Origin of the sequence: Pseudoalteromonas sp. HF66, assembly GCF_011806445.1 — a bacterium.
Classification (GTDB): domain Bacteria; phylum Pseudomonadota; class Gammaproteobacteria; order Enterobacterales; family Alteromonadaceae; genus Pseudoalteromonas; species Pseudoalteromonas apostichopi.
Genome location: NZ_JAATOU010000029.1, coordinates 15,340 through 35,603 on the forward strand (window position 1 = coordinate 15,340; position 20,264 = coordinate 35,603).

Annotated in this window: 16 protein-coding genes and 1 pseudogene; 3 read left to right on the forward strand and 14 right to left on the reverse strand. The window is 42.0% G+C overall.

Annotated features, from left to right (window positions below):
- Positions 1-21: 21 nt before the first annotated feature.
- Complete coding sequence (locus HCZ11_RS18690) at positions 22-942, forward strand: histone deacetylase family protein (RefSeq protein ID WP_167659186.1); 921 nt, start codon at positions 22-24, stop codon at positions 940-942.
- Here HCZ11_RS18690 and HCZ11_RS18695 read toward each other — a convergent pair.
- Positions 939-1,232, reverse strand: a complete 294-nt coding sequence (locus HCZ11_RS18695; RefSeq protein ID WP_167659187.1) for a hypothetical protein — start codon at positions 1,230-1,232, stop codon at positions 939-941. The genes HCZ11_RS18690 and HCZ11_RS18695 overlap by 4 nt on opposite strands.
- 78 nt (positions 1,233-1,310) lie before the next feature.
- Here HCZ11_RS18695 and HCZ11_RS18700 point away from each other — a divergent pair, with 78 nt between their 5' ends.
- Positions 1,311-3,815: an EAL domain-containing protein gene (locus HCZ11_RS18700; protein WP_130050607.1), complete on the forward strand. Its 2,505-nt coding sequence runs from the start codon at positions 1,311-1,313 to the stop codon at positions 3,813-3,815.
- On the opposite strand, the gene HCZ11_RS18705 is transcribed toward HCZ11_RS18700, so the two are convergent.
- The 13 genes from HCZ11_RS18705 to rsmD form a co-directional block, all read right to left on the reverse strand.
- Positions 3,812-4,621 (reverse strand): DUF2797 domain-containing protein, encoded by an 810-nt coding sequence (locus HCZ11_RS18705; protein WP_130050608.1) that lies wholly within the window; start codon positions 4,619-4,621, stop codon positions 3,812-3,814. The two genes, HCZ11_RS18700 and HCZ11_RS18705, sit on opposite strands and share 4 nt — an antisense overlap.
- 46 nt (positions 4,622-4,667) lie before the next feature.
- Positions 4,668-7,166 (reverse strand): EAL domain-containing protein, encoded by a 2,499-nt coding sequence (locus tag HCZ11_RS18710; RefSeq protein WP_130050609.1) that lies wholly within the window; start codon positions 7,164-7,166, stop codon positions 4,668-4,670.
- A gap of 93 nt (positions 7,167-7,259) precedes the next feature.
- Positions 7,260-8,546 (reverse strand): phosphoribosylamine--glycine ligase, encoded by a 1,287-nt coding sequence (gene purD / locus HCZ11_RS18715; protein ID WP_130050610.1) that lies wholly within the window; start codon positions 8,544-8,546, stop codon positions 7,260-7,262.
- A gap of 15 nt (positions 8,547-8,561) precedes the next feature.
- On the reverse strand, positions 8,562-9,383 hold the full coding sequence (locus HCZ11_RS18720; RefSeq protein ID WP_167659188.1) for a class I SAM-dependent methyltransferase: 822 nt from the start codon (positions 9,381-9,383) through the stop codon (positions 8,562-8,564).
- Positions 9,384-9,485: 102 nt separating this feature from the next.
- A complete protein-coding gene (gene purH, locus HCZ11_RS18725; protein WP_167659189.1) occupies positions 9,486-11,072 on the reverse strand; it encodes a bifunctional phosphoribosylaminoimidazolecarboxamide formyltransferase/IMP cyclohydrolase in 1,587 nt (528 codons plus the stop codon).
- 234 nt (positions 11,073-11,306) lie between these two features.
- Positions 11,307-11,597: a DNA-binding transcriptional regulator Fis gene (gene fis / locus HCZ11_RS18730; RefSeq protein WP_002957804.1), complete on the reverse strand. Its 291-nt coding sequence runs from the start codon at positions 11,595-11,597 to the stop codon at positions 11,307-11,309.
- Positions 11,598-11,618: 21 nt separating this feature from the next.
- Positions 11,619-12,590 (reverse strand): tRNA dihydrouridine synthase DusB, encoded by a 972-nt coding sequence (gene dusB / locus HCZ11_RS18735; RefSeq protein ID WP_054560983.1) that lies wholly within the window; start codon positions 12,588-12,590, stop codon positions 11,619-11,621.
- Between the two features lie 270 nt (positions 12,591-12,860).
- The gene (gene prmA / locus HCZ11_RS18740; RefSeq protein ID WP_130050612.1) at positions 12,861-13,742 is read right to left on the reverse strand and encodes a 50S ribosomal protein L11 methyltransferase; all 882 of its coding nucleotides are present in this window, start codon (positions 13,740-13,742) and stop codon (positions 12,861-12,863) included.
- 64 nt (positions 13,743-13,806) lie between these two features.
- Positions 13,807-15,660 (reverse strand): RNA polymerase sigma factor RpoD, encoded by a 1,854-nt coding sequence (rpoD, locus tag HCZ11_RS18745; protein WP_130050613.1) that lies wholly within the window; start codon positions 15,658-15,660, stop codon positions 13,807-13,809.
- 123 nt (positions 15,661-15,783) lie between these two features.
- Positions 15,784-17,535: a DNA primase gene (gene dnaG, locus HCZ11_RS18750; protein ID WP_167659190.1), complete on the reverse strand. Its 1,752-nt coding sequence runs from the start codon at positions 17,533-17,535 to the stop codon at positions 15,784-15,786.
- Positions 17,536-17,670: 135 nt separating this feature from the next.
- On the reverse strand, positions 17,671-18,117 hold the full coding sequence (locus HCZ11_RS18755; protein ID WP_054551044.1) for a GatB/YqeY domain-containing protein: 447 nt from the start codon (positions 18,115-18,117) through the stop codon (positions 17,671-17,673).
- Positions 18,118-18,138: 21 nt separating this feature from the next.
- A complete protein-coding gene (gene rpsU / locus HCZ11_RS18760) occupies positions 18,139-18,354 on the reverse strand; it encodes a 30S ribosomal protein S21 (RefSeq protein WP_002957797.1) in 216 nt (71 codons plus the stop codon).
- 145 nt (positions 18,355-18,499) lie between these two features.
- Positions 18,500-19,117, reverse strand: a complete 618-nt coding sequence (rsmD, locus tag HCZ11_RS18765) for a 16S rRNA (guanine(966)-N(2))-methyltransferase RsmD (RefSeq protein WP_130050615.1) — start codon at positions 19,115-19,117, stop codon at positions 18,500-18,502.
- A 209-nt stretch (positions 19,118-19,326) separates the two neighbouring features.
- On the opposite strand from rsmD, the pseudogene HCZ11_RS18770 reads away from it, so the two are divergent.
- Positions 19,327-20,264 (forward strand): annotated as a pseudogene (locus HCZ11_RS18770) (trichohyalin-plectin-homology domain domain-containing protein); the annotation flags it as partial.

Sequence of the window (20,264 nt, forward strand, 5' to 3'; positions counted from 1 at the left end):
AAATAATCCAAGGAGCGTATTATGAGAACGGCAGTTATCTCACATCCATTTTGTCGTAAACATAAAATGATTGAGGATCACCCAGAATGTCCCGCGCGTTTAGATGTGATCACCGACCGTTTGCTAGCAAGCGGTGTTGATATTGCAATTACTCATTTACAAGCTCCAAAAGCTAGCCGCGACGATTTTTTACGTGCTCATGATGAGTCTTTGGTCAGCCATGTAGAACAAACAATTCCTAATGACGGGCTTGCTGAATTAGACGGCGATACCTGGCTGTGTCCAGACTCAATGAAAGCGATTGAGCGCGCCGTTGGCGCCGGGTTATTAGCCGTTGATGAGATCCTTGCTGATAAGCTAGATGCAGCTTTTTGCTCGGTTAGACCGCCGGGTCATCATGCAAACCGCAGCTCCTCTGCAGGGTTTTGCGTTTTTAATAATCTAGCCATTGCCGTGAAATATGCGCAAAGCAAAGGTGTAAAACGCATCGCTATTCTAGACTTCGATGTTCACCATGGAAACGGCACTCAAGATATCTTTTTAGAAGATGATAATGTGTTGTTTTGCTCTTTGTTTCAACACCCATTTTATCCTAATACTGCGGTTGAAAATAACGCGACTTTAGTGAACTCACCGCTGCCAATTGCCAGTGATGGTAATGACTTGAAAGCTGTGTACCTTGAGCAATGGCTGCCAAAACTCAATGAATTTAAGCCTGAACTATTGTTTATTAGTGCTGGGTTTGATGCTCACCTTGAAGATGACATGGCAAGCCTGAAGTTTGTTGAAGATGATTACGCATGGCTCACTACACAACTAGCTGAGTTTTGCCAACAGCAAGATTGTAAAGGGATTGTCTCTTACCTCGAAGGAGGTTATGCCTTATCAGCCCTTGGTCGAAGTGCTGTGGCGCATATTAAAGCGCTGGTGGATGCACCTTAATCTGCCAGCATAGCAAAGGCTTGCGATGGTGTAAGCCGAGAAACCTTACTTAAACAGCACACTCCTTCTTGTGCTAGATGCTCAGTCACTTTAGTCGCAAGCTCAGCGTCAGTTAAGGCTTTAACGCTCTCACCCTGCAAATTAACATACTGCCCTGTAGCTAAAAGCATAATAACTGCGAGTTGCTGCTCCTCACTCAAACCATAAACAAAGCTTTCAATATCGGCTTCATCTTCTACTAATGCTAATTCATTAGCTGAAAAAATAATCTTAGGAAATGATGAGTGCATTTATTGTCCTGTGTCAAAGTTGCCAATATTGAAATGATTATAATTGTCAATTCATGCAAGAACTAGGAAAGTCGACTTATGAATCAACCAAGACGACATCAAAAGGTCAGTGATGTCTTTTCGCATAAATTGGTATCATGTCCTGCGCATACGCCTTTGGTCGATGCGGTAAGGTTGATGCATGTTCACAATGTAACGGCTATTTTTATCCAACATGAACAGTCCGTGGTTGGGATTTGGACTGAAGCCGATTGTTTGAAAATTGATATCAGCAGCCCAGCCTACAAGAATCTTGCCATTCATGAGGTGATGTCAGCACCTGTTATTACGGTGCCTAACCAATGTTCAGTCAGTGATGCAACGCTGCGTTTTCAACAACATGGTATTCGCCATTTATTAGTAATGGATAGTGAGAACCAACCTGCTGGTATGCTGAACCTTTCTGATATCGTTCATAACCAAGGTCTGGACCACTACCTACAGTTTAGGCCTATTCATGAGCAATACCGCACCGACCTTGAGGTCGTTGATGCGCAGACACCGATTGAAGAGGTTGTGCAGCTGATGCGAACTGGCAGGCTTGATAGTGTGCTGGTTTATAACCGAGAGCTTGAAGTACACGGTATTATTACTCAGCGCGACATTGTTGAATTGATAATCCAAACTGAGTGGCTAAATCCCTGTTGGCAGTATGCCAGTTATCCGTTAATTGAAATTGATTGTGAAAGTAGTTTATTTGATGCTTATCGCACTATGACAGAGCATAATGTTCGCCATTTGGTGGTCAAAGATGATGAGATCTGTGGGGTGATTTCATTTGCTGATTTGATCACAGAGATTGAATCGGCTTATTGTTGCGAGCTTGAGCGTGCTATTGAGCAGCGTGATCTTGCTTTGCAAAAGTCACAACGTAACCTATTTCTTGCAAATAAAATTATTGATGCCTCACTTGATGGCATCATGTTAACTCGCAAAGACGGCACCATTATTCAAGTTAACCCAGCTTTTACTGAGCTGACAGGTTTTGCTGAACATGAAGTAATAGGTAAGCGGCCAAATATTCTAAGCTCAACAAAACATAGTCGTTCTTTTTATCAAAAAATGTGGCATGCCATTGAATATGAAGGGGTGTGGCAAGGGGAGATCTGTAATTGTAAGAAAGGCGGCGAAGAGTTTGTTGAGTGGCTAACCATCATTCAAATTAAAGACCCTAACTTTGATGAGGTACTGTATGCAGCTATTTTTAGCGATATTACTGAGCGTAAACGTGCTGAAGAAAAAATTGCCCAGCTTGCCTATTACGATGAATTGACCGGCCTGCCAAATCGGCGCTTATTTCATGACAGGCTCTCCATTGCACTAAGCACCGCCAAGCGTAACCATGATCTTTTAGCTGTAATGTTTATCGACTTAGATCGCTTTAAAGAGGTCAACGACAGCTTAGGACATGACGCAGGTGATAATTTGCTTGAACAAGTTGCTGAACGAATTTTATCAATCTTACCTGAAGGGGATACCCTAGCACGCTTAGGTGGTGATGAATTTGTTTTACTATGCGAAGTAAATCGTGTTGAAACGTTATTAAACTTTGCAGAACAAGTATTACAGCAAGTGAGTATGCCGCTTGCTATTAACGAGCATGTAGTTGCAATTACAGCCTCTATTGGCGCAGCAGTTTATCCAGATGATGGCGTAGATAGCGCCACATTACTTAAGCATGCTGATATTGCTATGTACCGCGCCAAAGAAGTCGGTCGTAATTCATTTCAATTATTTAAACCAGCTATGAATGCGCGCTCTTTAGAACGTCTGGCAATGATGAGCCGTTTGCAAAATGCCATTGAATGTGACGAATTTGAGCTTTATTTCCAACCGAAGCAAGAGTTAAACTCGGGTAAAATTTTAGGTGTTGAAGCGCTTTTGCGTTGGCATGAGCCGAATCTTGGCGTGATCTCACCGGCTAAATTTATCCCCCTTGCTGAAGAGCTTGGTCTAATTGTAAAACTCGATTTATGGGTAATCGAGCAGGCTTGTAAAGAGTTAGAAAAGTGGCAGCAACAAGGGATTGAAGCAGGGCGCTTAGCAATTAATATATCGGCGAATCACTTACGTCAGGGGCAATTAGCATCGAATGTTGAGCGTTTACTTGAGCGTTATGATGTTGACCCACACAAGCTTGAAGTTGAGCTGACGGAAAGCTGTTTTATAAGCCACTTTAGTGAGGCCAAGCAAGAGTTGTTGGCGCTGAAAAAACTAGGTGTGCATATTACTTTGGATGACTTTGGTACGGGGTATTCGGCTTTAAGTTATTTAACAAAACTGCCTATTGATACGTTAAAAATAGATGCCAGCTTTATAGCAAAAGTACCTGATGAATATGGTAATAGTGAAATAGTAACGGCGATTATTAGTCTTGCGAAAAGTTTAAGTATTCATGTTGTCGCCGAAGGGGTTGAGAAGGTAGAGCAGTTAAATTACTTACGTTCACTTAACTGCGATATCATTCAAGGCTATTATTTTTGCCGTCCCGTAGCGAAACAGCAATGGTATGACTTTTACCTTAATACAGAAAAAAGCGATTAATTAAGGCTTATCTCATAAGAAGTAAACTTACGAATATTAATTACGCCAGTATCAAAAATTAGGTACTGGCCTTTAATGCCTTTTAAAATCCCCGATACTTCTGGTGCTTTATCAAAATTGAAAGAGCTGATTTTGCTTGGGTATTCACTCACAGGGTAGTCTAGCTCAACCACATCTTCATCGAGCTTTTCAATTGCCGTTGAGCCAAACAGTTCAGCAAGTTCACTCAGCTTAGCATCAATTTGTGGGATCAGCTCACTGGCAGCGGCTTTTAAATCAATTGCTTCAGATTGGCCTTTTAGCATGTTTCGCCAATTGGTTTTATCAGCAATAAACTTGGCTAAGGCAACCTCAACTAAACCAGATTGAAGGCGGGTTTGTACTTTGAAGATAGGTAAAGCTTGCGTCGCACCTTGGTCAATCCAGCGTGTAGGAATTTGAGTATGGCGGGTAATACCTACTTTTAGGCCTGAGGTGTTTGCTAAATACACGTAATGCGGGATCATGCAGTTTTCTTCACCCCACTGCGGCTCACGACAGGTACCTTTATCAAAGTGGCACGTTTCAGGCTTCATGATACACATGTCACAGCTAGCCAGTTTGCGCATACACACGAAACAGTGGCCTTGAGAGTAGCTTTTCTTGGTTTTTTTACCGCAGTTACAGCAAAAAATATTGCCAGTAAAAGTGAGTGTTAGCGGTTTACCAATATAGTCATTTAACGAAACTAGCTCATCACCAATAGGTAATTGATATTCGACAGGAGAGGTAAGTGTCGACTTTAATTTTCTGATCGTACCTTGCATCTTTACATGGCCCCTAAAGATGTTAAAAAGAGCAGTGTAACACGCCCTATTTAAATTGTGAGGCAATAAAGCTTAGATACTCATTAATCGGCAGTGCTTTGCTGTAATAATAGCCTTGGCCTTGATCAGCCCCCATTTTGATCAGCATTTTCTCTGTAGCTTGGTTTTCAACACCTTCGATGGTGATATTCATATCAAGGTTATGGGCCATATCAATGGCAGTTTTTACAACCACTTGATTAGTTGTGTTATCCACTAAATCCAGAATAAAGCACTTATCTACTTTTATAGTGCTAAATGAATAATTCACCAAGTAGTTCAACGAAGAGTAGCCAGTACCAAAGTCATCGAGTACTACCTTACTCCCGAGTTTATTGAGCTCGCTGATAAAGCTGACCATTTCATCATGGTTTTTAATAAGCGCAAACTCGGTTAATTCAAACTTTAACTGATCCGCGGTAATACCATGTTTTAAGATAGTGTTTTCGACTTTTTCGACGAGTTTAGGGATAGCGAGATTTTTCGCACTTAAATTAACGCTAATAGTATGCTCGCGGTAACCTTGTCGATTAAGCTGTGCAGCAGCAAGGCAAGCCTGATCAATTACCCATAAGCTTAGTTCATTGATTAAACCTGTTCGTTCAGCCAATAAAATCAGTTGCTCAATATCGAGATACTTACCAGCTGTAGGCCAGCGTAATAGCGCCTCAGCACCACAGATAGCGCCGCTGTGTAAATTGATAATTGGCTGTAAGTAAATGGCTAATGTATTGCTTCGTATTGCTTGCTGTAATTCTGCAGCAAGGCTGACATCCATATCAATATGTGGTGCGTTAAAGTCAATATTTTGTTGTTTTTGTGATAAACCCAAGTAGCCACGCTGCAGCCAAATATCAAAGCCATCATCACTAACCGGCTCGGTAATGCTAAAGCGATAGTAAAGCTGTAGGTCTAAGCCTGCCACTTTATATTGTTTAGGGAGCTGTTTACAAAGGTTGTTAAGCTCTTGATAAAGCTCTACTTGAGATTGAATTTTGGTAGAAATAAAGGCGAGTATACCATTCCCTAAATCAGCTACTTTTGGGCTATTATCTAAAGCCGACTCTAAATTAATAAATTGTCTCTTTTTATTGATTTGATGCTCTAGGGATTGAGCAACTGTGATAATTATTTGGCTACTCTGACTTGGCTTAAGGATGCTCATTAGGGCATTAAATTGCTCTATTTTCACTAAACAAAGATTAGCGAGCCTGTGCTCTGAAGTGATCGCCATATAGGCTTGTTTGAGCATAGCTTGATTGAGTAACTCTGTTTGTTGAGTATGAGTTGCATGATACAGCGCTTTTTCACGTTGATACCGGACTCGATCAGCCAGCGCCATTGCCATGAGCACAATTTCACACAGAATAGCGACTAAAAAAATATGTCTAACTGCAAAGCTATACTGAATAAATCCAGTAAGCTCTAAAGGTTGAATTGCAGCGCCTACTATCAGTGGCACCCAAGACATTACATAAAACTTTGCCCATCTAAAGCCACTCACTAACTTTTTGTATATCATGCAAATACATAAAATATAAAGCGGTACCATGATGGCAAAAAAGATTTTTGAAGAATGATATTCCAGCATGAAAAAACTGATCAGGCTGAGACTGAAGAGCAGGGCTAAAAAGCTAATACTGAGTTTATAAAGGCGGCAATTGTCTTTATGGTAGCGTAAGAACATAGTGCAAAATGCTACAGTGAAAAAGGCTATTGCATAGTTACTGAAGACCACTTGCTCATTAAAAAACATTTGCCATGACAAAGGCCATAGATAAAAACCAAAACCAAGCACTGAGCCCATAAGTAGCAATGCTGAGATTATATAACCTATGTAAATAAGGTAGACACGGTCACGAATCCCTAAAAATAATACCAAGTTATAGAGGGCTGCCATTATCAGCACGCCAATAAAGATCCCCCAAATACCCGACTGTGAACGAAGTAAATCTTGGAACTCTTTTTCACCATAAATATTGATAGGTGTCTTACTAATACCAACAGTATCTATCTTAATAATGAGGGTTGTTTGCTCGTTGCCCTGCATTGTTAAAATGCTGTGCGGTGTGCTGTATTGGAACAAACTGAGCCCAGCTACTTTATCTCCTAGCTCGGTTGTATCTATAAGCAGCCCCTTATCATCAACATGATAGACAGTGAGGTAATCAACCATTGGGTTGTCAAAGTGAATAGACAGCTCTACTGGCTTTGTTTGACGGTTTTCTAAATCAAGCTTTAGCCAATAATCTTGCTCGGCTAAATCCCACTCAATATCTTTAAAAGGGCGTTGCTTTAGCTTTTCTGGTTCTGCTAAAAACTGCTCCAGAGTTAGTGATTTACTGTAGTCGATTCGATACGCCGTTTTACTGTAAATAGGCGCCGTTTTGTCAATGGTATAGCGGGTAGGGCTGGCTAAATGAGCCGCTAGGGTGGCAATGATAAAAAACAAAATTGTTAAAATAAGAAATGAAACAAAGTTATATTTCAGTGCTTTATTATTCAAAATTAGTTCTTTATCTAGGTAAATATTCTTATTAGTGTAGCATTAAAAAAGCGCAGATAAACTGCGCTTTATTAGAATTAGACTGGTTTGACCTTAATTCTGTTCGCGAGCAATTGCACGGTAAGCGATATCTGTACGATATTCCATGCCTTCCCAGCTGATTTCATCAACTAGTTTATAAGCTCGTTGTTGCGCTTCAGTAACTGTGTTGCCAAGCGCTGTAGCACAAAGCACACGACCGCCAGCCGTAACAACATTTTCGCCGTCTTGCTTAGTGCCTGCGTGGAATACTTTCTCACCTTCAGGATAAGTAACTTGTAAGCCGTTGATAGTGTCACCTTTCGGGTAGCTATCTGGGTAGCCTTTTGCTGCTAGTACAATACCTACAGCTGCGCGCGGATCGAACTCGATATCTGTTTTATCAAGTTCTTCACGGTTAGCCGCTTCGATAAGCTCAACAAGGTCAGACTTAAGACGAAGCATCATAGGTTGTGTTTCTGGATCGCCAAAACGACAGTTGTATTCAATCACTTTTGGTGTGCCATCAGCGGTGATCATTAAACCAGCGTATAAGAAGCCAGTGTAAGGGTGGCCTTCTTTTGCCATGCCTTCAACTGTCGGGTTGATCACTTCGTTCATAATGCGCTGGTGAATTTCATCTGTAACCACTGGTGCAGGTGAGTATGCACCCATGCCGCCAGTGTTTGGACCTTGGTCACCATTGTAAGCACGTTTGTGGTCTTGGCTAGTTGCAAATGGCAACACGTTTTTGCCATCAACCATCACGATGAAAGATGCTTCTTCGCCTTCTAAGAACTCTTCGATAACCACACGGCTACCAGCTTCACCAAAGCTGTTGCCTGCAAGCATATCGCGAATAGCTTCTTCAGCTTCAAGTTCAGTCATCGCAACGATAACGCCTTTACCCGCTGCTAAGCCATCAGCTTTAACAACAATTGGCGCACCTTTTTCTTTTAGGTATGCAAGCGCAGGTTCGATTTGTTCAAATGTTTGATAATCCGCTGTTGGAATGTCGTGACGTGCTAAGAAGTCTTTAGTGAACGACTTAGAGCCTTCTAATTGTGCAGCACCTGCTGTTGGGCCGAAGATAGCCAAACCGTTTTCACGGAATGTATCAACCACACCTAAAACAAGAGGTACTTCAGGGCCAACAATGGTTAACTCAACGTTGTTTTCTTTAGCAAAAGTAACTAAACCTGCTAAGTCTTCAACATTAATAGCAACGTTTTCAAGTTTTGGCTCAAGTGCAGTACCTGCGTTACCAGGAGCGACGAAAACGGTGTTTACTTTAGTATTTTGTGCAGCCTTAAACGCAAGAGCGTGTTCGCGGCCGCCACTGCCGATGACAAGTACATTCATGGCGTATAATCCTATTTATAGCGGTTTTTTAAACTTCAGCGTCATACGGTCACTTTCACCAATCGCTTTATATTTAGCAGCGTCTTTTTCGTCAAGTGCTAAACGTGGTGGTAGTGTCCATACCCCTTTAGGGTGATCAGCTGTATCAAGAGGGTTTGCATTAATGTCACTGCTTGCCACTAGTTCAAAGCCAGCTTGCTTTGCAATTTCAATTACATAGCTTTGCTTCATATAACCTGATGATTTCTGTTCTTCATCGCTGCGAGACTCAGGTAGGCGGTGTTCAACCACACCTAAAGTGCCGCCTGGTTTAAGTGCTTTATAAAATGCTTTAAATGCACTTAACGCGCCTTCTTTATCTTTACCCATGTACCAGTTGTGGACATTTCTGAATGTTAAGACAAGATCAGCGCTATCCGCTGGTGCAATATCAAGATGTGTCACTGGCGCAAATTCAGTCAGTTTAACTTCACTGAAGCGCGCGTCATCGCTCATCTTTTTCTTGAAACCAGCTAATGAACGTTGGTAATAACCCACTTCAGAATCTGCTGGGAAATGTGCCGCGTAGTAAACACCATGACCTTTTACGGCTGGTGCAAGGATTTCGCTATACCATCCACCGCCTGGAGCAATTTCAACAACTGTCATGTTTGGCTTAAAGCCAAAGAACTCAAGTGTTTCAACTGGATGGCGATATTTATCACGTGCGCTATTTTTAGCATCACGTTCGCTTGATTGCACAGCATTTGTAAGCGCTGATTCATGGGCGTGGCTTAGTGCCTGTGCTGATGTTAGCGCAAGGCTGGCAACGAGTAACGATTTTACGGCAAATTTCATCATCTGTTCCTTCATTATATGGGTAATTATTATTATTAATCAGAATACGTGAATTTGTGGCAAACAAAAAGGGTTAAGCTATTTGCTTAACCCTTTATGTGATTAGTGGCGGAAATGGCGCATACCTGTAAATACCATTGCCATACCAGCTTCGTCAGCTGCAGCGATAACTTCTTCATCGCGCATTGAACCACCTGGTTGGATAACAGCAGTGATGCCAGCCTCTGCAGCTGCATCAATACCGTCACGGAATGGGAAGAATGCATCAGATGCCATAACAGAACCTTTTACTTCAAGGTTTTCGTCAGCTGCTTTGATACCTGCAATTTTCGCTGAGTAAACACGGCTCATTTGGCCTGCGCCTACACCGATAGTCATACCGTCACGAGCATATACAATCGCGTTAGACTTAACGAATTTAGCTACTTTCCAGCAGAATAATAGATCTTTTAATTCTTGCTCAGTTGGTTGACGCTTAGATACAACTTTAAGGTCGCCTTGCGTTACCATGCCTAGATCACGGTCTTGAACTAAAATACCGCCATTAACGCGCTTGATATCGTGACCCGTTGCATTACCAGACCATTCACCACATTCTAATAAGCGTACGTTTTGCTTAGCAGATACGATTTGTGCAGCTGCTTCAGATACTTTAGGTGCAATGATAACTTCAACGAATTGACGAGAAACAATCGCTTCAGCAGTGTCTGCATCAAGTTCTTTGTTGAATGCGATGATGCCACCAAATGCTGATGTAGGGTCAGTTTTGAATGCGCGATCATAGGCTTCAAGAATGTTGTCACCAATTGACACACCACAAGGGTTCGCATGTTTTACGATAACACACGCTGGTACGTCGAATTCTTTTACACACTCTAATGCTGCGTCAGTATCAGCAATATTGTTATAAGAAAGTGCTTTACCTTGCAGTTGAACCGCAGTTGCAACAGATGCTTCAGTTAAGTCGTTTTCAACATAAAAAGCAGCGTCTTGGTGTGAGTTCTCACCGTAGCGCATATCTTGCTTCTTAGTGAACTGCATGTTGATAGTGCGTGGGAACTTAGTCTCTTCAGCAGCTTCCTCTGTATAGTCAGGAACCATTTTGCCGAAGTAATTTGCAATCATGCCATCGTACTGAGCTGTGTGCTCGTAAGCGGCAATAGCTAGATCAAAACGCGTTTTATACGTTGTTGAACCATTGTTGCTTTGCATTTCGCTGATTACACGGTCGTAATCTTTTGCATTAACTACGATAGTTACGTCTTTATGGTTTTTCGCTGCAGCGCGAACCATAGTTGGACCACCGATATCAATGTTTTCAATCGCATCTTCTAGGCTGCAGCCTTCTTTCGCAACAGTGTTTGCGAAGGGGTATAAGTTAACTACAACGATATCGATAGCAGAGATGTTATTCTCGTTCATTACGTCTTCATCTTGACCGCGACGCGCTAGGATGCCGCCGTGAATTTTTGGATGAAGTGTTTTTACGCGACCATCCATGATCTCAGGGTGACCAGTATGGTCAGATACTTCAGTGACTTTGATGCCGTTATCAGCAAGTAATTTGCAAGTACCGCCAGTTGATAAAATATCCACGCCTTGTGCTTCAAGAGCGCGAGCAAATTCAACGATACCGGTTTTATCTGACACACTTAATAGTGCGCGACGAATTGGACGATGTGTATCCATTGTAGTTTTGATTACCTCAATGTTTGAGCTAGCTTAGAAAGGCGGTATTTTAACTGAATCTGCTTTAAAAAACGACGTTTAAAGCGTGAGGATTTTGCATAGTTTTTAACAGCTATAAAAAAAGCACCCTAAGGTGCTTTTTATTAAAAACTTTTATATCAGTTGTATCGGATTAGTAAGCGTTTATTAGCAAAATAAATATGCTGGCTTACTACGAGTCCATTAGAACTGGTATTAGTTCATGCCGTATTTTTTAAGCTTCTTACGTAAAGTACCACGGTTGATACCTAGTAAGATTGCAGCACGAGTTTGGTTACCACGCGTGTACGTCATTACTTCTTCAAGTAATGGTGCTTCTAGCTCAGAAAGAACAAGGTCGTATACGTCTTGTACGTCTTGACCATTAAGTTGCTTTAAGTAGTGATGAACAGCTTTTTTCACTGCATCACGCAACGGCTGTGGTTTCTCGTGTGACTGTACATGAGGGTTTGTGATAAATGGAGAAGTCACGTTTTGTTCGAACATCGTTATATGTCTCTTTCTTTCTTAGTTAGCTGCTAGTGTTTTAAAGTATTCTTCTAATGCGTCGACTTGTGCCTGTGGGTTATCTAACGCATTAAATACTCGCCTAAACTGACCGTCACTGTCATGGGTTTGCAAATACCAAGATACATGCTTTCGAGCGATACGCGCTCCCATTGGCTCCCCGTAAAACTGATGAAGATTGTCTAAATGCTCCATCAAAATGCTACGCACTTCTGAAATTTCAGGTGCTGGCAAATGTTCTCCAGTTCGCAAATAGTGGTCTATCTCCCTAAAAATCCAAGGGCGACCTTGGGCGGCTCGACCAATCATAATGGCATCTGCACCCGTATAATCCAAAACCTGCTTTGCTTTTTCTGGTGAAGTAATATCACCATTGGCAACGACAGGGATAGACACTGAACGTTTAATATCCCTAATTGTGGCGTACTCTGCTTCACCTTTATACATACATGCACGTGTTCGTCCATGTACTGCAAGTGAGGCAATGCCATAACGTTCAGCTATTCTCGCAATCTCGACACCATTACGGTTATCCTGATCCCATCCTGTACGGATTTTTAAAGTGACAGGGACATCGACAGCATTAACAACGGCATCGAGTATCTCTTGTACTAATTCAGGAAACTGTAATAAGGCAGAGCCTGCGAGTTTCTTATTCACTTTTTTAGCCGGGCACCCCATATTGATATCTATGATCTGTGCACCATTGCTGACATTGAATTGTGCTGCCTGCGCCATAAGCTCAGGATCGGCACCGGCGATTTGCACCGAGCGAATTCCCGACTCACCGCTGTGATCCATACGGTTCATCGATTTTTCGGTTTTCCATACTTTCGGGTTTGACGAGAGCATTTCAGAAACAGCAAGGCCAGCACCTAAGCGACGGCAAAGTTGTCTAAATGGTCTGTCTGTAATGCCTGCCATTGGCGCGACAATTACGTTGTTCTCAAGTTGGTATGAACCGATACGCACTGTTATTCAATTGGCCTCTTTTCAAGGGGCGCTAAGTTTACGGCTTTTTTAGCAAAAATCAAAGGCTATAAATTGAACAAAAGTGACTTTTTTTTGCCCTTTTCGTATTGACTTTTGATAACAGTTTGACGGGTAGGTTGATTTGTTTGTTATTTGAACAGAAAAATTTTTACTCACTAAAAAGTGAGAAACTACTAACTGTAAAAATAAGGTAAAGCCTGTTAAATACTGGCTTTACCTATTATGTTTGAGTAAATGCTCTAGGGCTGTTTAGGCTTTCTTTATGCCGCTTACTCGGGTCCATTCCCCCTCAGCAGCCACTTCATCAAGGACTAAAAATGGGGCATAAACGTCGGCAACAGACTGAGCTTGCTCTTCTAAAATACCTGACATAGCAATTTTACCATTCGGTTTTAAAAGGCCTAAGATCACTTCATGTAGTTCGCGAAGTGGTTGAGCTAGAATGTTTGCAACCACAATATCGGCTGTGAACTCTGGCTGATCTTCAGGTAAATACACTTCAAGTTTATCTGCAACACCATTACGTTTTGCATTATCGCGGCTTGCCTCAAGGGCTTGTGGATCAATATCGATACCAATCATGCGCTCAGCACCTAATTTGATTGCCGCTATTCCTAAAATACCCGAGCCACAACCAAAATCGACAACGGTTTTACCTGTTAAATCTTGGCTTTCTAGCCATTTTAAACAAAGCGCCGTGGTTGCATGGGTACCCGTACCAAAAGCAAGGCCAGGATCGAGTAACACATTAACAGCATTAGGATCTGGAATATCACGCCAGCTTGGACAGATCCATAAGCGTTCACCAAATTGAATTGGGTGGAAGTTATCCATCCACTCTCGTTCCCAATCCTTATCTTCAAGCTGTTCAATCTTATAAACAAGTTTATCGGCGAGTGTTGCTTCAGCTTTTAGAGTCTCTACAACGCTGTCCATATCGTGGTTTGCGTCATAAAGGCCAATGACAGTGGTATCAGCCCATAGTTGAACTGTGCCAAGCTTTGGCTCATAAATAGGGGTATCTTTGGCGTCAACATAGGTCACTGAGGCACTGCCAGTGTCCATTAATAAGTCGCTGATTAATTCTGCGTTGTCAGCGTTTGCATTGATACGAATTTGGATCCAAGCCATGAATATCTCTCGAATAGAAAAAAGGCCGCAACAGCGGCCTTTTAGTTAAAAATGCGATACTAAATTACTTAGCATCTAAGAAGCTTTTCAGTAAGTCAGAGCGAGAAGGGTGACGTAATTTACGTAACGCTTTCGCTTCGATTTGACGAATACGCTCACGTGTTACGTCAAACTGCTTACCAACTTCCTCTAATGTATGATCAGTGTTCATGTCGATACCAAAGCGCATACGCAGTACTTTAGCTTCACGTGCTGTTAAGCCTGCTAATACGTCGTTTGTAGCGCCACGTAATGATTCCATTGTTGCAGAATCAATAGGTGAATCTATAGTGGTATCTTCAATGAAGTCACCTAAGTGCGAATCTTCATCATCACCGATTGGCGTTTCCATTGAAATTGGCTCTTTAGCGATTTTAAGTACCTTACGGATCTTGTCTTCAGGCATTAACATACGCTCAGCTAATTCTTCTGGGCTCGGCTCACGCCCCATCTCTTGTAGCATTTGACGAGAGATACGGTTTAACTTGTTGATCGTCTCAATCATGTGTACAGGAATACGGATGGTACGTGCTTGGTCAGCAATCGAACGCGTAATTGCCTGACGGATCCACCATGTTGCATAAGTTGAGAACTTATAACCACGGCGGTATTCGAACTTATCAACCGCTTTCATTAGACCAATGTTACCCTCTTGGATAAGGTCTAAGAATTGTAAACCACGGTTGGTATATTTTTTCGCGATTGAAATTACAAGACGTAAGTTCGCTTCAACCATTTCTTTCTTCGCACGGCGAGCTTTCGCCTCACCAATACTCATACGACGGTTGATGTCTTTAATTCGTTCGATGCTAAGACCCGTGCTTTCTTCAATTGCACTTAGTTTGCTGATGCAACGAATGATTTCTGGTTTAACTTCTTCAAGAGCTACAGAGTATTTCTCATTTGCAGCAATCTCAAGGTCAATCCAGCTAGCATCTGTTTCGTTGTTTGCAAAGTGCTTGATGAAGTTCTTTTTCGGTAACTTAGCAATTTGTACAGCTTGCTTCATGATAATACGCTCTTGTACACGAACGCGGTCCATCATTTCACGCATGTTATTAACCATGCGGTCAAACTGTTTTGGCACTAATTTAAATGTTTTAAATAGTTCGCCGATTTCTGTAATAGCTTCCTGTGAATCAGGATGTGAGCGACCTTTTTCTTCGAACGTATCGCGTGCTTTGTTATAAAGCTCACGTAAATTTTCGAAGTGAATACGCGCTTCTTCAGGATCAGGGCCTGTATCGCCATCACTATCGTCATCGTCATCACTGTCTTCATCATCATCCTCTTCGTCGTCTTCGTCGTCGAGTTGCTCTTCGTTTAACTCAGAACCGATGTGTGTTGCAGAGATTTGTGATTCATCTTCATTGTTAGGGTCAAAGAAACCAGAAATAATGTCGCTTAAGCGCATTTCTTCTGCTTCAAACTTGTCCCATTGCTCTAGTAGATAGGTAATTGCTTCTGGGTATTCAGCAACTGAAATCTGTACTTGGTTAATACCTTCCTCAATACGCTTAGCGATTACGATTTCGCCCTCACGCGTAAGAAGTTCAACAGTACCCATTTCACGCATATACATACGTACAGGGTCAGTTGTTCGACCGATCTCTTTTTCTACAGTCGCAAGTGCAGCTGCCGCGGCTTCTGCTGCGTCTTCGTCTGTCGTTGTTTCTTGCATCATTAATTCATCGGCATCAGGCGCGTTTTCACTTACCTTGATACCCATATCATTAATCATGCTAATGATATCTTCTACCTGATCTGAGTCGATAATGTCTTGTGGAAGGTGATCATTAACTTCTGCAAAAGTTAAATAACCTTGCTCTTTACCTTTTTGAATCAGAAGCTTTAATTGTGACTGAGGAGTTGGATCCATAGAGATTTATTCTTCCACTCTGAAAGTTGATACAACAGGCGCCAGCTCGCTTATTAATTAAGCGACACGAAAACTAACTAGACGCAGTGAATAGCACAGTATAACAGCATTATTCAATTCTGACTAGCTGTTGCTGCCTTTTAACGCTTGCGTCAGTAAGTGGCATTCTAGCCTTTCTTCACTGCTTAAGCCTTGGGTCTTGTCTTTTATTAATAGGGTCTCTAGTCGATAATTTAAACACTGGTCTTCAATAAATTTAAAAGTATTTTTAAAAACAGTCTCTAAACGATCGTCATTTATTTGGTGCTGCCAAGTTGCTAATTTAACCAGCGCGTCATATTCGGCGGTATCGCGAAATGACTCTAAAATTTGTGCTGTCGTTATGCCTTCACGCTCTAGCGCTAAGTGCTGTATCCGCAAAAACAGCTCAATACCAGCTATTTTCATTTCTGCCAATTCCGGCATATAAGCTATGCTGGTCGCCAAGTTTGGGTGTTGCAATAAAATACCAATCGCTTGGCGCATCGGCGTTATTTTAAATTTACGTTCAATAGCGTGCTGTTGCTTTGGTGATTTAACGCGATTATTTAATTGCTCTCTTGTTCGACCTATTAAGCGGCCAAGATGTTCCAATATATTTTCTTGGTAAAAATCACTGGGAATTTTTTCAATCAACGGCAGGGCATCACTAAGTAGCTTTGCTTTACCTGCATCTTGTGTAAGGTCAATCTCTTGGCTGAGCTTATTAAACAGCACCTTGGTAAAATCATCGGCTTCCTTTAACCTTGCTTCAAAAGCGTCTTTACCTTCTTTTTGTACCAGTGAATCAGGGTCTTCACCGTCTGGTAAAAACACAAACTTTAATGATTTGCCATCTGCAAGATAAGGAAGCGCATTCTCCAGAGCACGCCAAGCAGCATCGCGGCCAGCACGGTCACCATCGTAGCAGCAAACCACTTTATCTGTAGTTCTAAATAAAGTGTGCATATGCTCTGCGGTAGTTGCAGTGCCAAGGGCTGCAACGGCATATTCGATGCCTTGCTCAGCTAAAGCAACAACATCCATATAACCTTCAACAATTAAAATATGTTCAAGTTTTTTATGTGCTTGCTTTGCTTCGTATAAACCATAAAGTTCAAAGCCTTTATGGAAAATACGCGTTTCTGGTGAGTTGAGGTATTTTGGACCTTGATCCGCTTGCATAACACGGCCACCAAACGCAATCACCCGACCGCGTTTATCGCGAATAGGGAACATGAGTCGGTCACGGAAGAAATCAAATTGGCGACCAGGCGACTTTTCAGAGGCAAGCTTTAACTCAACAAGTTGTTCTTTTTGTTCTTTGTTGCGGCCAAGTTGTTGGCAGAGTGCTTCCCATTCACTAGGTGCATAACCAATCATAAACTTTTTCGCTGTTTCACCGCTTAAACCACGACCCTTGATATAGTCGATAACCGTTTTTGAGTTGGCATGATGCTTTAATTGATGTTGATAAAAGCGAGCAGCATGCAACATTAAATCGTAATCAGAGCGCTTTTGTTCTGCGGTGCGTTGCGGGCCTGAGCTTGTGCCTTGTTCGCGAGGTACGTCTAAATTGAGCATACTTGCTAATTCTTCAATAGCATCAACAAACTCTAATTTGTCGTATTCCATAACAAACGAAATTGCATTGCCATTCGCACCACAACCAAAGCAGTGGTAAAACTGTTTATCTTGAGAAACGGTAAAAGAAGGTGACTTTTCGTTATGGAAAGGGCAACAGGCTTGGTAGTCTTTACCCGCTTTTTTGAGGCCAACTCTCGAATCAATTAACTCAACAATATCGGTGCGAGCGAGTAAATCATCAATAAACTGTCGAGGGATCTTTCCGGCCATAGCTGTTGTTTTTCCTGCACTATCTATGCGTTCTAAAATAAGATTTGAACACAATTACTGTGTTTATGAAAGACTAAAAGCAAGAAACCGAGCACTAGGCTCGGTTTGCTTGAATCATACATCTGTATGTGGGGGTTAGGCAGTTAATCGTTGCTTGATTAAGCCAGAAATCTTACCTAAATCGGCACGACCTTCAGCTTTGCTTTTGATAACTCCCATTACCTTACCCATGTCTTGCATACCCGCTGCGTTTGTATCAGCTATAGCCGAGTCAATAAGAGCAATGATTTCTTCTTCACTCAATTGTTGAGGTAAGAATTCTTCAAGTGCTTTAATCTCACTGGCTTCAATTTCAGCTAAATCTTCACGACCCGCATCAATGTACTGGGTGTAAGAATCGCGACGTTGCTTAACAAGCTTTACTAAAACAGCGGTAATACCGTCGTCGTCAAGCGTAATTTGCTCGTCAATTTCACGTTGCTTGATTGCAGCAAGTACCATGCGGATAGGCTTAAGACGTTCTTTGTCTTTTGCCTTCATCGCATCTTTTTGCGCATCTTTTAGCGTTAATAAAAGGCTCATTTATACAAGACCAAATACTGATTAGTATAATTTAACGCGACGTGCGTTATCGCGAGAAAGCTTCTTCATGTGACGCTTTACTGCTGCAGCTTTTTTACGCTTGCGCTCAGCTGTTGGTTTTTCATAGTGCTCGCGACGACGAACTTCTGAAAGGATACCTGCTTTTTCACATGAACGCTTGAAGCGACGAAGTGCTACGTCAAACGGTTCGTTCTCTCTTACTTTAATTACTGGCATTAAAAATTCACCTACCTAAATAATGAGCGTTGCTCAAGTTGATCGAATAACGATCAAGTGGTTCAAAAATGGTGCGGTATTGTAATCCGAAGCAACACCACATGTAAAGAATAATATTAACAGAAACTAGGTTTGCAAAATAGTGTTAATTTGTCTCGCGTTGATACAAACGACAAATCACTTGCCCAGCAGTTTTTTCTTTTAAAAGCATCCAGTTATCTGGAATGTCTAAGTCGCTTAGTTCGCTTTCGACCTCAACATAAATTAGTGCTTGGGCAGTTAACCAGTTATTTTTTTCGAGTAAAAAACAACTTTTTTCAGCCAAATTTTGTCGAAATGGTGGGTCAACAAAAATTAGATCAAATTGCTCGTTTTGCGTGTTTTGGTCCAATAATGAAAGGCTATTACCTTGTTTTATTGCGGCATTATCCAATTTAAGAGTGCTAATGTTTTCTTGTAATTGGTTAGCGGCACCTTTATCTAGCTCGAAAAAGACAGCACGTTCTGCAAAGCGAGATAAAGCTTCAAAACCTAAACCGCCAGAACCGGCAAAGCAATCGAGTACAGCTGCGCCACGTGTATCTTGCATTAGCCAGTTGAATACGGTTTCTTTTATACGATCTGTGGTTGGGCGCAAGCCTTGCACATCTTTTACTGGTAATTTTCTACCGCGAAATTGCCCACTAATGATACGAATAAAGCCATTTGATGATTTATTATTCGCTGCTTTTGTTTGGCGGTTAGCTGTTGATTTTTTTCTCATTTAATTCACTAATTATTGGTAACTGACCCCTAGCTCAGATAATATTGTATGCAATAGCTAGCGTGTCATTTTTCTACAGCGCTAAAAGTGATAGTATTGCGATCTTAGCGATAGATGGTACCTGTTTATGTTTGGCTAAAAAGCTGAACTGTCACCAAACTATTATTCATATAAGTTTATCAGATTTTTATAAGTGGTTATTAGCAAGTATGGCAAAAAAAAGTAAATTCCTGTCTTGGTTTGGTTTTGGCAAATCAGATAAGCAACAAGCAGAACAAGCAGCAAAAGAGGCTGATAACCAGAAGCAAATAGAAGAACAGCAGCGTATTGAAGCCGAAAAGGAGGAAGCGGAGCGTTTAGAGCAAGAGCGCATTGCAGCAGAAAAAGCCGAAGCGGATCGCTTAGCTCAAGAGCAAAAAGCAGCAGAGCAGCAACGCCAAGAACAACAAGCCCGTCTTGCAGAGCAAGAAGCGGCTATGAAATTAGAGCAAGAACGTGTTGCCGCTGAACAAGCGCAACGCGAAGCTGAGCTTATTGCAGCCAAAAAGGCGGAAGCAGAACGTTTAGAGCATGAGCGTATTGCAGCTGAAAGACGTGATGCTGAGCGCTTAGAGCAAGAACGTATCGCCGCAGAGAAAGCAGAAGCTGAGCGTTTAGAACAAGAACGTATCGCGGCAGAAAAAGCCGATGCTGAGCGTTTAGAGCAAGAACGCATCGCGGCAGAAAAAGCCGATGCTGAGCGCTTAGAACAAGAACGCATTGCTGCAGAAAGACGCGATGCTGAGCGTTTAGAGCAAGAACGCATTGCTGCAGAGAAAGCACAAGCTGAACGTTTAGAACAAGAACGTATCGCGGCAGAGAAAGCACAAGCTGAACGTTTAGAACAAGAACGTATCGCGGCAGAAAATGCAGAAGCTGAGCGCTTAGAACAAGAACGCATTGCTGCAGAAAGACGCGATGCTGAGCGTTTAGAGCAAGAACGCATTGCTGCAGAAAAAGCAGAAGCTGAGCGTTTAGAACAAGAACGCATTGCTGCAGAAAAAGCGCAAGCTGAGCGTTTAGAGCAAGAGCGCATTGCTGCAGAAAAAGCAGAAGCTGAACGTGTAGAACAAGAACGCATCGCGGCAGAGAAAGCACAAGCTGAACG